The organism is Bacillus sp. FSL R5-0712 (assembly GCF_038593285.1).
GTDB lineage: Bacteria > Bacillota > Bacilli > Bacillales > Bacillaceae > Bacillus > Bacillus safensis.
In genome coordinates, this window is the sequence record NZ_CP151981.1 from 1467441 (window position 1) to 1480644 (window position 13204).

The 13204-nt window shown below is 41.9% G+C and carries 16 protein-coding genes; 13 read left to right on the plus strand and 3 right to left on the minus strand.

The features are described 5' to 3' along the window. Window positions 1-41 precede the first annotated feature (41 nt). The 3 genes from NSU11_RS07330 (at window position 42) to coaD (ending at window position 1666) form a co-directional block, all read left to right on the plus strand. Window positions 42-314, plus strand: a complete 273-nt coding sequence (locus tag NSU11_RS07330; protein WP_024424276.1) for a YlbG family protein — start codon at window positions 42-44, stop codon at window positions 312-314. A gap of 280 nt (window positions 315-594) precedes the next feature. Beyond that, window positions 595-1182 carry a 16S rRNA (guanine(966)-N(2))-methyltransferase RsmD gene (gene rsmD, locus NSU11_RS07335; protein ID WP_254967935.1) on the plus strand — a complete coding sequence of 196 codons (588 nt, stop codon included), beginning with the start codon at window positions 595-597 and terminating at the stop codon, window positions 1180-1182. Between the two features lies 1 nt (window position 1183). Next, complete coding sequence (coaD, locus tag NSU11_RS07340) at window positions 1184-1666, plus strand: pantetheine-phosphate adenylyltransferase (protein ID WP_024424274.1); 483 nt, start codon at window positions 1184-1186, stop codon at window positions 1664-1666. Between the two features lie 14 nt (window positions 1667-1680). On the opposite strand, the gene ylbJ is transcribed toward coaD, so the two are convergent. Then, the gene (gene ylbJ / locus NSU11_RS07345; RefSeq protein ID WP_042968177.1) at window positions 1681-2889 is read right to left on the minus strand and encodes a sporulation integral membrane protein YlbJ; all 1209 of its coding nucleotides are present in this window, start codon (window positions 2887-2889) and stop codon (window positions 1681-1683) included. A gap of 156 nt (window positions 2890-3045) precedes the next feature. On the opposite strand from ylbJ, the gene NSU11_RS07350 reads away from it, so the two are divergent. After that, a complete protein-coding gene (locus tag NSU11_RS07350; RefSeq protein ID WP_073205073.1) occupies window positions 3046-3825 on the plus strand; it encodes a patatin-like phospholipase family protein in 780 nt (259 codons plus the stop codon). Between the two features lie 4 nt (window positions 3826-3829). After that, window positions 3830-4858 (plus strand): SepM family pheromone-processing serine protease, encoded by a 1029-nt coding sequence (locus NSU11_RS07355; protein ID WP_056766360.1) that lies wholly within the window; start codon window positions 3830-3832, stop codon window positions 4856-4858. Between the two features lie 233 nt (window positions 4859-5091). Here NSU11_RS07355 and NSU11_RS07360 read toward each other — a convergent pair whose 3' ends face one another. After that, on the minus strand, window positions 5092-6339 hold the full coding sequence (locus NSU11_RS07360) for a nucleotidyltransferase (RefSeq protein ID WP_197172819.1): 1248 nt from the start codon (window positions 6337-6339) through the stop codon (window positions 5092-5094). A 206-nt stretch (window positions 6340-6545) separates the two neighbouring features. Here NSU11_RS07360 and NSU11_RS07365 point away from each other — a divergent pair, with 206 nt between their 5' ends. From NSU11_RS07365 to gerR, 3 genes are all read left to right on the plus strand, one after another. After that, window positions 6546-7064: a DUF177 domain-containing protein gene (locus NSU11_RS07365; protein WP_019743276.1), complete on the plus strand. Its 519-nt coding sequence runs from the start codon at window positions 6546-6548 to the stop codon at window positions 7062-7064. Window positions 7065-7085: 21 nt separating this feature from the next. Continuing rightward, entirely contained in the window at window positions 7086-7259 is a 174-nt protein-coding gene (rpmF, locus tag NSU11_RS07370; protein ID WP_008354700.1) for a 50S ribosomal protein L32, read from the plus strand. A 138-nt stretch (window positions 7260-7397) separates the two neighbouring features. After that, window positions 7398-7937, plus strand: coding sequence for a sporulation-specific transcriptional regulator GerR (gene gerR / locus NSU11_RS07375; protein ID WP_024426922.1), 540 nt, complete (start codon window positions 7398-7400; stop codon window positions 7935-7937). Between the two features lie 45 nt (window positions 7938-7982). On the opposite strand, the gene NSU11_RS07380 is transcribed toward gerR, so the two are convergent. Then, window positions 7983-8462: an N-acetyltransferase gene (locus tag NSU11_RS07380; RefSeq protein ID WP_007499784.1), complete on the minus strand. Its 480-nt coding sequence runs from the start codon at window positions 8460-8462 to the stop codon at window positions 7983-7985. 210 nt (window positions 8463-8672) lie between these two features. Between NSU11_RS07380 and NSU11_RS07385 the strand changes: the two genes are divergently transcribed. The 5 genes from NSU11_RS07385 (at window position 8673) to ftsL (ending at window position 13201) form a co-directional block, all read left to right on the plus strand. Next, window positions 8673-9572, plus strand: coding sequence for a 2-dehydropantoate 2-reductase (locus tag NSU11_RS07385; RefSeq protein WP_339241323.1), 900 nt, complete (start codon window positions 8673-8675; stop codon window positions 9570-9572). A 65-nt stretch (window positions 9573-9637) separates the two neighbouring features. Next, the gene (gene bshC, locus NSU11_RS07390) at window positions 9638-11257 is read left to right on the plus strand and encodes a bacillithiol biosynthesis cysteine-adding enzyme BshC (protein ID WP_342493869.1); all 1620 of its coding nucleotides are present in this window, start codon (window positions 9638-9640) and stop codon (window positions 11255-11257) included. Window positions 11258-11385: 128 nt separating this feature from the next. Further along, window positions 11386-11817, plus strand: a complete 432-nt coding sequence (mraZ, locus tag NSU11_RS07395; protein ID WP_003211163.1) for a division/cell wall cluster transcriptional repressor MraZ — start codon at window positions 11386-11388, stop codon at window positions 11815-11817. A 66-nt stretch (window positions 11818-11883) separates the two neighbouring features. Then, window positions 11884-12816 (plus strand): 16S rRNA (cytosine(1402)-N(4))-methyltransferase RsmH, encoded by a 933-nt coding sequence (gene rsmH, locus NSU11_RS07400; RefSeq protein WP_024426925.1) that lies wholly within the window; start codon window positions 11884-11886, stop codon window positions 12814-12816. Between the two features lie 37 nt (window positions 12817-12853). Then, window positions 12854-13201: a cell division protein FtsL gene (gene ftsL, locus NSU11_RS07405; protein WP_024424265.1), complete on the plus strand. Its 348-nt coding sequence runs from the start codon at window positions 12854-12856 to the stop codon at window positions 13199-13201. Window positions 13202-13204 lie beyond the last annotated feature (3 nt).

Below are 13204 nucleotides of genomic sequence, written 5' to 3' on the forward strand. Positions count from 1 at the left end.
ACATAATGAATGAAAAGAATTGAAAAGCGGCAGGTGAAAAGATGGAAACCAAACGTCAAGGGATGGTCGTCTGGCTGCATTCGTTAAAGCAGTCAAAAGCGCTAAGAAAATTCGGGAATGTTCACTATATTTCAAGGAAAATGAAATATGCGGTGATCTATTGTGATATGGATGATCTTGAGCGCCATATGGCTAAACTCAGCTCGTTACCATTTGTGAAACGTGTTGAGCCTTCATATAAACCTTTTATTAAATTAGAGTACGAATCCAAATTGGACAAAGCAAAAGAGTATGATTATAAGGTGGGCTTTTAAAGACACAAAAAAATCCCCGCGGCATCACCCGCGGGGTCCTTCTATTCTTAATGATTCATTAAGGAGAAGGCAAAGGGAGAGGAGAAACCGGAGGAAGAACTTATGGGGAAACGTAAGTCTTCTCCGCGGTTGGCAACAGCACCACATCAGATGCTGTTATAAGTAGTATGACCCCGGATTTCTTGATCTATACATAGAAAATGAATGAATATCATTGCATTGTTCCTTGAGGAGTGATGTGGTAAGATAATGTTGAATTTTTTGTCATAAACAATGACGAATAGAAGCAAGTAGAAAAAGTGGTGGAAAAATGAGAGTCATCTCTGGAACGAGAAAAGGCCGCACACTTAAAGCGGTACCAGGTCAATCAACAAGACCGACGACAGATAAAGTAAAAGAATCGATATTTAATATGATCGGCCCGTATTTTGATGGCGGATGGGCTCTTGATTTATTTGCAGGAAGCGGTGGTTTAGGGATTGAAGCGCTTTCTAGAGGATTCGATCATTGCATATTTGTTGATCGAGATATAAAGGCGATTCAGACGATTAAAGGAAACCTGAATCAATTGTCGCTAATGGATCAAAGTGAAGTGTTTCGAAATGAAGCAAAGCGTGCACTTGCAGCTGTTGTGAAACGAGAGGAATCCTTTCAAGCCATTTTCCTTGATCCGCCCTATAAAGATCAACAGCTAAAAGCACTTCTTGAAATGATTGACGAGCACGCCTTGTTAACAGATGACGGCGTGATCGTGTGTGAGCATGATAAAGATGTGAAGCTGCCAGAAGAAGCAGGGCAGCTCCACATCACAAGACAGGAACTGTACGGATTGACTGGTATTACGATCTATAGAAAGCGGGGAAATTAGCATGGGGAACATAGCCGTTTGTCCGGGCAGCTTCGATCCAGTTACATTGGGGCATTTGGATATCATTAAAAGAGGTGCAAAGATTTTTGATGAAGTGTATGTATGTGTACTAAATAATTCATCTAAAAAACCGTTATTTACTGTTGAAGAACGGTGTGAGCTTATTCGCCAAGCAACGAAGGAGCTGCCAAATATCAAAGTTGAATCGTTTCACGGCCTGCTTGTTGATTATGCGAAGCAAAAAGAAGCCAAAGTTATTTTACGCGGACTAAGAGCTGTGACGGACTTTGAGTATGAGATGCAAGGCACCTCAATGAACAAAGTGTTAGACGATGAAATTGAAACGTTTTTTATGATGACCAACAATCAATATTCCTTCTTAAGCTCCAGCATTGTCAAAGAAGTAGCGAAATATCATGGAGCAGTCAACGATCTTGTACCAAAAGAGGTAGAAGCAGCGCTGAAGGAAAAATTTAATGGATGAGTGCCACCCGGCACTCATCCATTTTTTAATTTCCGATAGTATAGCGCGATATACACTATCATACTGCAAAGTGTGATGAAGGGACCGGCTTTCACAAGCTGATTCCAAAGCACGCTGCTGAACATGACGACCTGCTGGCTTGCATCAAAGGCACCCGCTGGGAGAGCCATGTCTGATCGAGAGACATAAAGAGGCTTGAATAATAAAAAGGCAAAAACAGCTGCATAAATTCCGTGAAGCAAACGGGCGAAGAAAAACGGTTTAAAGCGGATATCGGTTGCAGCTAAAATGCCGGCGACTTGGGCTTGAACAGAAAACCCGCTGAATCCTAAAATAAAGCTGACGACAATGGTTTTAGCGAGAAGGGTGACTTCCTGTGACCCCGTCATCTGGCTTCCTAATGTGATTTCAAATAAACCGGCAATCATGGCAAGGTCTAATTCTGGCGGAAGATGCATCGTTTGCAGCATATATCCGAGCCCGATGGATAAAAGGTCTGTCACATGGACAACTGACAGCATTTTGCTAAACACAGAAAATAAGATAATAAAGCCGCCAATCATAAAGAGTGTTTGGACTGATGACATGACTGCATCACTTAAAATTTGGCCGAGCGGTCTTTTCTCTGCGAGTCTTGCTGTATGAAGAGCATTGAATGCCTCTTTAAACGGCGGGAATAAAAACTTCTTTCGGCTTCTTAGGTGTGCATCATGCCGCGCTTTATATCCCCTCATCGTCACACCAACAGCGAGATTCCCTAAATAATGAGCGCTGGCCAATACAATGCCTAAAGCTGGATGATGAAAAAAACCAACAGCCACTGCACCGAAAATAAACAATGGATTCGATGAATTTGTAAAGGAAACGAGACGCTCTGCTTCGATCCGCGTCAGCTGCCTTTCCTGCCTCAGTCTTGTCGTTAATTTCGCACCAGAAGGAAACCCTGAAGCCATTCCCATAGCCAGTACAAATCCCCCTACACCCGGCACCCGGAAGATGGGGCGCATAAATGGCTCTAATAATACCCCGACAAATCTGACAATCCCAAAACTAATTAATAGCTCGGACAAAATAAAAAAAGGAAGCAATGATGGAAATACAACCTCCCACCACATTGCAAGTCCATTTTTCGATGCTTGCAAAGAGGCTTGTGGGTGTGTAATCACAGTGGCTGTTAAGAAAATAAAAAAAGCAGCGATGAACAGAGTGTTCCATTTTTTCATGGAGATTTCGCCCCTTGCCGTTATGATCTATTGGCGAGCTCGTGATTATAGAAAAAGAAACTAGCCGAGCCTGTCTTCTATTACTATACGAGCAGTAGGGGCATGTTTAGACCTATAGATTCGTATATATGCATAGAAAGAGGAGGGTGGATTTTCATGAAGCGACCGATCATCGGGCTTGCACTAGGCTCCGGGGGTGCGAGGGGAATGGCGCATATCGGGGTTTTGTCTAGTCTTGAGAAGCAAGGGATACAGGTAGATATGATCGCTGGAAGCAGTATTGGCGCACTTGTTGGGAGCTTTTATGCGGCAGGACAAGACGTAGAAAAAATGAAAAAACTTGCACTTGTCTTCAGAAGAAAGTATTATGCTGACTATACACTGCCAAAAATCGGTCTTTTAAAAGGAAATCGAATTTTGCAGCTGATTCACACGTTTACATATGGGAAAAAATTCGAAGAATTAAGAATGCCCCTTGCGGTGGTTGCCTGTGACCTCGAGACAGGGGAAAAGGTTGTGTTTAAAGAAGGGTCTGTCTCACAAGCAGTCAGAGCAAGCATCAGCATTCCAGGCGTGTTTGTTCCTCACGAAATGGGCGGCAGACAGCTAGTGGATGGAGCGGTTGTTGACCGCATTCCTGTGTCTGTTTTAAAAGAAATGGGCGCAGACTTTATTATCGCCTCTGATGTATCTAGGGTGAAAAAAACAGAAAAGGCGACGAGATTATCGGATGTGATTATGCAAAGTTTGGACATCCTTCAAAATGAATTGGTCCGTCATCAAACCATTCATGCAGATCTCATGATTCGGCCGAGGCTTGAAACATTCAGCTCCAGTTCATTCACACAGGTTCAGGAGATGATTGAGGCCGGTGAGCTCGCCGCAGACCAATTAGCAGGTGAACTGAAAGATGTCATTGATAAATGGGAGTGTTAATCGAATGAAAAAATTGAATATTCGCTGGCTCAGCTTTTTTATCGTTGTTCTTGTCTTATTTGGCTTAACTTTTGTTAAACTGCCATATTACGTGACAAAGCCGGGTGATGCAACAGAGATTGCCCCTCACATTCAAGTGGATGGTGGATACGGCGAGAAGGGCAGCTTCTCTCTTATGACGATAAAAGTAGGTCCAGCCAATCCGTATACGTATTTGCTTGCGAAAATGAATAAATATGACGAAATCGTCCCAGAAGAAAATATTAAAGCGGACGGAGAGTCGGATGAAGATTATATGAAAAGACAGCTTCAGCTGATGAAAAGCTCTCAAGAAAATGCCATGATTGCAGCGTATACAAAAGCAGGCAAAAAAGTAGATTATACGTTTAATGGGGTATATGCGAGCTACGTCATGAAAGGCATGCCTGCTTACGGCAAAATTGAAGTGGGCGACCGGATTAAAAGCGTTGATGGCAAGACGTATGATTCTGCTGATAAAATGGTGTCGTATATCAGCCGTCAAAAAGCTGGTACATCTGTCCGTTTTGTCCTTGAACGCAACGGCAAGGATATCACGCAGAAAGTGAAGTTGAAGCCTTTTAAAGAAGAGCCGAATCGAGTCGGAATTGGCGTATCTTTATTTACAGACCGAGATGTGAAAGTGTCGCCATCTATTAAGGTGGATATTGAAAATATCGGCGGCCCGTCGGCAGGTTTAATGATGTCACTTGAAATTTATAATCAGCTGACAAAAGAAGACGAAACACATGGCTATGCGATTGCAGGGACTGGAACGATAGACGCTGATGGTACGGTCGGGCCAATTGGCGGAATTGATCAAAAGGTTGTTGCAGCAGATAAAGCAGGAAAAGATATCTTCTTTGCACCAAACGATAAAGGTGATCCAAATTCAGACTACAAAAATGCAGTGAAAACAGCGAAAGATATTAAAAGTAATATGAAAATCGTTCCTGTGGACACAATGCAGGACGCACTGAACTATTTAAACAAGTTAAAAGAGAAATCATCTTAAGTGAAAAAAGAGCAGCCTTAGGCTGCTCTCAGCGTGTAGACAAACCCTCGCATTCGGTGTCAGGTCTCTGCGCCGGTACTCACGAATGTCAAATTCGCTCCGTTCCGGTGCTCGCCCTTCCTAGACTTCAAAGGTTTTCTATCACGCTGAAAAGAAGACAAAGGGATAAAATAAAGATCATTTTAGCCCTTTGTCAACAATCAGAGAGCAGCCTTCATCAAAGGCTGCTCTTTTTATCGAGATTGGAAGAGACCAGTCTCTTCATCATAGCGGATCGGTGAGGTTTTAAATTCTGCTTCTGTTAACTTTGTTTGCATTGGTTCGCTGATGGGAAGGCTGAAGACGCGGGAAGCGCGAATGTCAAGATCAAGGGCAGGATGTGAAAAGGAAGACAGCTTGCTGACAAGCGGTACGTCCAATTCCTTTTTGACAAGAGATAAGTATTGCTGACCTTTCTTTGACATACCAAGTAAACGAATGTATGGCGCGTGTTTCTCCTTTAGCAGCTCATGCATAACAGTTTTCTTCACCCTCATTAAAAGGTGCGTATTCATCCGCTGCAGCCTTGTCCACGTATATCGTTTTGTTTTCACAAGTGATAGATATTCCTCGTAGGTGGACGCATGTGTGATCGCCTTTTGCATGCGGTGTTCGATGCCTTCTTCAATTTCATAGATGCCTTCTAATTCTGCTGTATCCATTGTGTGAAACACATGTTTTAAGAAGCTGAAATAGTCTTCTTGCGTATGTAAAAGACCATAAGAAGAATAATAGTCATGTAATTGCTTAAGCGAAGCTTCCGGGAGATAAGAGGCGACAGTTTCAAATGATCCGTTCTCTTTTAAGGCTTTTCGGATGCTTGTCGCGCTTGCGATTTTCTGATGTTTAGGAAGCTCTTGATCATGATAACCGGATGCAATTCTTTGAGAGGTAAAGGGCTCTATGTGAGGAGATCTCTCTAAGATGGCTTTGACATAGTGGAAGCCTAAAATGTTATTGGGCTTAGACAGATCCAGTAAGTGTTTAGGATCAATGATCTTTTGAAACGCAGCGGCAGAGGCTGCCGGATAACTAAGCCCTTCTTTGACCTTTGCTTTTGTGAAAAGGTCAATTTCTTCTTTTTTTTCATGCCAAGCGTGCGCTGTTCGCTCAAATGCTTTAATGTCCCCATCCTCGCTTCCGAAAAAAAGGGAGCGGCATTTTAAAGCGTCTAAAATGGACACAGCGCCATTTGCAAAGGTTTCTGCCTTTTGCACTGCATAGATGTATGGAAGCTCACATACGATGTCTACACCGTTTTGCAATGCCATTTTTGTACGTGCCCATTTGGAGACGATAGCAGGTTCTCCGCGCTGGAGGAAAGATCCGCTCATGACGGCAATGGCTACATCTGAGGAGGTATGTGTTTTCGCCTGGCGAACATGATAGGCATGCCCATAATGAAATGGATTGTACTCGACAACGACTCCTGTTGCTTTCAATAGATGTTCCGCCTTTCTTGCTATGGTTAAATGGTCTATGCTACAGTAGCATAAGGGAAAAATGAAGCCCATTTTTTTCAGTGTAGGCATTCCGTGAACTGATGTCAAACAACGCTCTGACATCACAAAGGACTGTAAAGAAAAAATATTGACAAATAGCATGATGAAAGCTATAATCATGTTTGTTGCTCTTAGAGGTGATACAATTGAAATGGACAGTTTATCAGTTACATCAAAAAGCTAAAAACAGCTTCGATTTTCATGAGACGGTTGACTTAAATGAACTTACTAGCCTTCATTCAGATATACGTCGCATTTCACCAGTAGAGGTGAAAGGGACTGGAGTGATCGAATCAAAGCAAGTCGCATTTGATTTAACCATCACAGGTGAAATGACATTGCCTTGTTCAAGAACGCTTGTTGATGTAAATTATCCATTTGCGATTTCAACGAAAGAACTATTTGTACTTCATAAGACAGACGATATAGAAGATGAAGACGTATCTGTTGTAGAAGACGATATCATCGACTTAACGCCTATAGTCAAGGAAGAAATTCTTCTTGAAGTGCCGATGCAAATCTTTTGCGACCAAACAGACGTAAAAGGTGCTGCACCACAGGAAGGGAATGACTGGGCGGTCATTTCGGAAGATGCACATCAAAACCGAATTGATCCGCGTCTGGAAGGCTTGAAGAAGCTCTTAGAAGAAAATAATGAATCTTAACTCTTTAAGGAGGTGGGAATAATGGCTGTACCTTTTAGAAGAACTTCTAAAATGAAAAAAAGATTGCGTCGTACGCATTTCAAACTACAAGTACCTGGTATGGTAGCTTGCCCAGAATGCGGTGAAATGAAAATTTCTCATCGTGTCTGCAAATCTTGCGGAACATACAAAGGCAAAGACGTAAAAAGCAACTAATGCTTGATAAAAAAGCGTAAGGGAATCTTCCCTTGCGTTTTTTTATTTGTCTATTTTTTAGGTTTCTCTCCTGCAAATAGTCTATCTACTCTAGTAAGCGCATATGATGTGGTATTCAGATTCAGGGGGGATGATCAATTGACGATTACAAGGCAGGACGCATGGACGCAAGATGAAGATTTACTTTTAGCAGAAGTCGTCTTAAGACACATTCGAGATGGAGGAACGCAGCTTTCCGCATTTGAAGAAGTCGGAAAAGCGTTGTCAAGAACGGCTGCAGCATGTGGATTCAGGTGGAATTCATACGTCAGAAAACAATATCAGGCAGGCATTGAGCTGGCGAAAAAACAGCGGAAAGAACTGCGTAAAAAGATTGGGATTCATTCCTCGGGTTTACCACAAAATACGTTAACGATAGAAGAAAAGGCAACTTCAGTTCAGGCTGAATTGACCTTGCGAGAAGTGATTCAGTTCTTAGAGCAGCTTGAAAAAGAACCTGCTGGCTCTGCTGATTTACGCGAAGAATTAGCGGACACGCAGCATCAACTGAAGTCGCTCACTGAGGAAAATGAACACTTGAAGCGGCAATTAAAAATGACAGAAGAAGATTACCGGGCACTCATTGGGATTGTTGAAAGAGTCAAACAGAATATCAACTTAAAAGAATATGCTAAATAAGAAAACGCCCCTCACAGAGAAAGGAGGGGCGTTTTGCCATCAGTATTAAGCAGATTCACCTGTATTTTTTTGGATATGGGCAGGTTCCCAGATGAGTGGATTTTCCCCTTTGTCGCGTTCCATATCGTATTTGACCGCTTCAAAGCCCATTTTATCCCAAAAACCGGCAGATTTGACGCGAGGATTGGTCCGGATTGGCAATCCGAAAGATTTGGCGAAATCAACAAGTGCCTCGCCGTACCCTTTACGCTGATACCCAGGAAGCACTTCCAGCTTCCACAGCTCTAAATAATCATGATTGTGGTCAAAATACGTTGTCGTCGAGCCGTCCACTTGATAAAGGCTCATACGTGCAACCAGCTTATCTCCAAAATAAATCCCGTAAAATGGAGAATTGCTGTCATTTTCAATCATATTACTTTCAAGGTCTTCAAGCATGGATAGTTCTTGTATGCCATATTCTTTAAATTGTTTAAATTCCTCTAAAGTTTTGTAATTGATTAGAAGTCGTTTTACTTGTGTCATATGATCTTCCCCCTTACACACATAATGTCGACAGTGATGTCATTGAAGGCGTTTTCATCCCATCCGCCTTAAAAAGTTTTTACACTTACTATTATAGTTTTTAAATTAAAAAAATTCAATCACGGCGCGCTATCTGCTTTTTGCATCGCGGCTTGAAACTGTTAAAATGGTTGATATGATGAAGTAAACAGAAAAAGGGAAGTGCGGCAGTTGAACATTGGAATCATTGGCGGCGGTGCGATTGGTCTGCTTTGTGCCAGTTATTTATCACAGCATCATGACATCACTGTTTTGACAAGAAGAAAAGAACAAGCAGAGGAGATTCGAACATCAGGAATTAAGCGAACGGTAAAAGGAGAGACATTCCGGGCGTCTGCGGAGGCAAGGGCGGGGATTACAGGAGTATTTGATCTGCTGATTGTGACAGTGAAATATCACCATCTGCAAGAGGTGCTTGATGAACTATCAACATTACCTCGTCAGCGAATCTTATTTTTACAAAATGGCATGGCCCACTTATTAGATTTAGAAAACTGGGACACGTCGCATTCGATATATATAGGTGTCGTAGAGCACGGCGCCATGAAGGTATCAGACCATGCAGTGAACCATACAGGGATCGGTGTCATCAAGTGGGGAGCTTTTCATCCTGAGGATACAGATGATGTGAGAAATGCTTTGAATGAAACGCCGGCCCATTTTCAGATGATTTATACGGATGAATGGAAAAAAGTGCTGGAGGAAAAACTGCTAGTCAATGTATGCATTAACCCGCTCACGGCTTTATTGCATGTGAAAAATGGAGAATTGATCGCAAATCCTGCATATGAATACATGATGAAATGTGCATTTGAAGAAGCATTGTCCATTCTAGGGCTGGCTGAAGAAGAGCGTCTCTGGTCACACGTCGTTTCAATTTGTAAAAAAACGGCCGCCAATCAATCGTCGATGCTTCAAGATATCGTCAAAGGCCGTGAAACCGAAAGAAAAGCCATCGTTGGCTATCTTTTAAAAAAGGCTCAAACTCAAGAGATTCTGGCGCCACATCTTACTTTCTTTAATCGAAGCTTGGAAGTATTGGAAAAAAAGCAAACAAAATCTTTTGAGTGAGCTCATTTACATGCTATACTTTTTTCGGGAAACTAACTATTTATTGAAGAAAGGAAGTTCTAAACATGCAATTGACTGAACTTTCCATCCGAAGTCAGAATTTATTCATACGTGATTATATAGAAGAAAAAAAAGAGATGACTGCTTTTTTTGATTATGATATACATTCTGAAGACACATGGAAAAAAAGATACGACGATCTCATGGAAATGAGCTTCCCGCGCGAGGCTTTAGCAGATTATATGAGCGCATACCACGCAAAGTTTGAATCGGCAGCGATGCGTCAGAACATTGAAAAGATCCGTGACAAGCGGAGTGTCATGGTGGTTGGAGGACAGCAGGCAGGCCTACTGGCAGGACCGCTTTATACCATACATAAAATCATATCCATTATTCAGTTCGCAAAAGAAAAAGAATCAGCGCTTGGCGTTCCAGTGATTCCAGTCTTTTGGGTAGCAGGTGAGGATCATGACGTAGATGAAATTAATTTTGTCTACACATCCGGCGAAAAAGGTCCAGTCAAGCAAAAGCTGCCATTACATAACCTCAAAAAAACTGCGGCCAAAAGAACACCTCTGCATCAAGAAAAAACAGAAAAATGGCTCCGCGATGTGTTTTCAACGTATGAAGAATCTGCGTATACTAATGACTTGCTTGATCAGCTTCTTCGATGTTTACGCAAATCACAAACGTTTACGGATTTCTTTGAATGGATTGTATGCGACCTTTTTGAAGAAGATGGACTGCTTCTATTTAATTCAGGAGACTTAGGCGTCAAACCACTTGAGCGTACGTTATTCAAGCACATTGTCGAGACAAATGATGCAGTCACAGCTCGTTTGAATGAAACGCAGGCTGCCATGAAACGAGCGGGATATCAGCCGATCATTGAAGCTGGTGACAATCAGGCGAACCTGTTTTACGAATATGATGAAGAGCGTTTCCTTATTGAAAAAGAAAACGGCCAGTTTTCTATATCAGAAGTGGGGCTTACGTGGACAAAAGAAGAGCTTTTGCAGGAAATTGAGGAGCACCCAGAACGGTTCAGCAACAATGTGGTGACGCGTCCCTTAATGCAGGAAACCCTTCTCCCAACACTTGCTTTTATGGCAGGACACGGTGAAGTCAACTATTGGGGAGAACTGAAAGGAATCTTTGAGCATTTTGAATTAAAGATGGCACCCGTTCTTCCAAGACTGCACGTGACCATTCTTGAAAGGCACATCGATAAGAAGCTGCCGGTCAGAGAACTTTCTCTAGAAGAAGTGCTCACAAACGGAGTAAAAGAAAAGAAAGAGGCTCACTTTGAGCAAAGCCTTCCAGACAGCTTTGTTCAAGCCGTTGATCAAGCGAAACGTGAATTAGCGAATGTTCATGGTGTATTGAGGCAAGAAGCACTGAAGGTTGAACCAAACTTCGAGCAGCTGCTAGATAAAAATGCCAAATTTATCGAAGATCAGCTTCAATTTGTTTATCAAAAGGTGGCGCAGCGTGTGGAAGAGAAGGAAGGATATATCCTTCGAGATTTTGAACGGATTGAAAACAGCTTAAAACCATTAGATGCCCCGCAAGAAAGAATTTGGAATATCATGTACTTTTTAAACAAACATGGTCCAGAATTCTTCAAAACGTTCAAAAATCTGCCATTTTCATTTCAAAACAAGCAGCAAATTGTCAAACTTTGAAATAAAGTTTTAATGAACCCTGACTAGTTCAGGGTTTTTTTTTATGTAGAAACAGTGTAAAATAAGTTTTGTGGAGAGAAGTGGTGGATAGTGGAGAGTAAGGGTGAGAAAGTGGGGCTCTGATTATCATGTTCATGGGTGAATACCAACATACGATTGATACAAAAGGGCGCATGATCATCCCTGCTAAATTTAGAGACGGTCTCGGAGAACAGTTTGTGCTGACGAGAGGGCTTGATCAATGTTTATTTGGCTACCCTATGAGTGAGTGGAAACTAATTGAAGAGAAACTCAAAGCACTGCCGCTAACGAAAAAAGATGCACGTGCGTTTACCCGGTTCTTCTTCTCCGGCGCAGTTGAATGTGATCTGGACAAGCAGGGGCGCATTAACATCGCATCAAACCTACTCCAATATGCAAAACTCGAAAAAGAATGTGTGGTCATCGGCGTTTCAAATCGAATTGAGTTGTGGAGTAAGTCGATCTGGGAACAATATACAGAAGAGCAAGAAGATTCTTTTGCTGAAATTGCTGAAAACATGATTGGGTTTGATATATAATAATCCCTTGTGCAGCAAGCTTTCTACACATTCATTTCTATTTGAAAAAGGTGGGACCATAACATCATGTTTCAACATGAGACAGTATTATTAAAAGAAACAGTTGACGGTTTAAACGTCAAAGAAGACGGTACATATGTAGACTGCACGCTGGGCGGAGCAGGTCATAGCTCATATTTACTATCTCAACTATCAGAAAAAGGTACATTGATTGGATTTGACCAAGACGATGCTGCACTGGATCATGCACGAGAGAAGCTCGCAGATTCAAAAGCGAACATTCTTTTCATAAAGAGCAACTTCCGATATTTAAAAGAACGTCTGAATGAACAAGGCATTACAAGCGTAGATGGTGTGATTTTTGACCTTGGGGTTTCATCTCCTCAGCTCGACACACCAGAGAGAGGCTTTAGTTATCACCATGATGCACCTCTTGACATGCGAATGGATCAAACAGCCGCATTGTCGGCAAAACAAGTGGTGAATGAATGGCCATTTGAAGATCTAGTTCGGATTTTCTACAAATATGGGGAAGAAAAATTCAGCAAGCAAATCGCACGCAAAATTGAAGAAGCTAGAAAAAAAGCACCAATTGAAACAACAGGTGAGCTTGTCGACATTATCAAAGAAGGAATTCCCGCACCTGCAAGACGAACTGGCGGACATCCAGCAAAAAGAGTGTTTCAAGCGATCCGAATTGCTGTCAATGATGAATTGAAAGTTTTTGAAGAAGCACTAGAACAAGCAATAGAGTTACTCAATCCGAAGGGGAGAATTTCTGTCATTACATTCCATTCACTTGAAGACCGGATTTGTAAAAGTACATTTAAAGAAATGTCTTCTCTTCCAGAACTTCCGCACGGACTACCAGTGATTCCAGAAGGACTTGAACCAAAGCTGAAGCTGATCACGAGAAAACCAATCGTTGCATCAGAACAAGAGCTGGAACATAACAACCGTGCCCGTTCAGCGAAGCTCCGAATTGCAGAAAAAAAGTAAAACGACACCATAGATGATGATAAAAAGGAGGTTTCTTATGAGTAATTTGGCTTACCAAAGAGAAGTAAAACAATATCAAACAGAGCAGCAAGGCCAATCGGTTGTTATTAAAAGAAGAGGTTCTATCACACTTGGTGAAAAAATCTTACTTGTCATGTTTGTCATGGCTCTTATGTGCAGCTCCATTCTCATCATTTCTAAAGCCTTTGCTGTCTATCACGCCAATATCGAGGTGCAGAAATTAGAGCAGCAAGTATCTTTAGAATCGAAGAAGATCACTGAGCTTCAAAAGGAAAAAGACTTGCTGAGTGAGCCAGAGAGAGTCATTGATACTGCGAAAAAAGCTGGCTTAAGCATTTCGAAAGATGTTAAGAAGGTCGATTAAGAT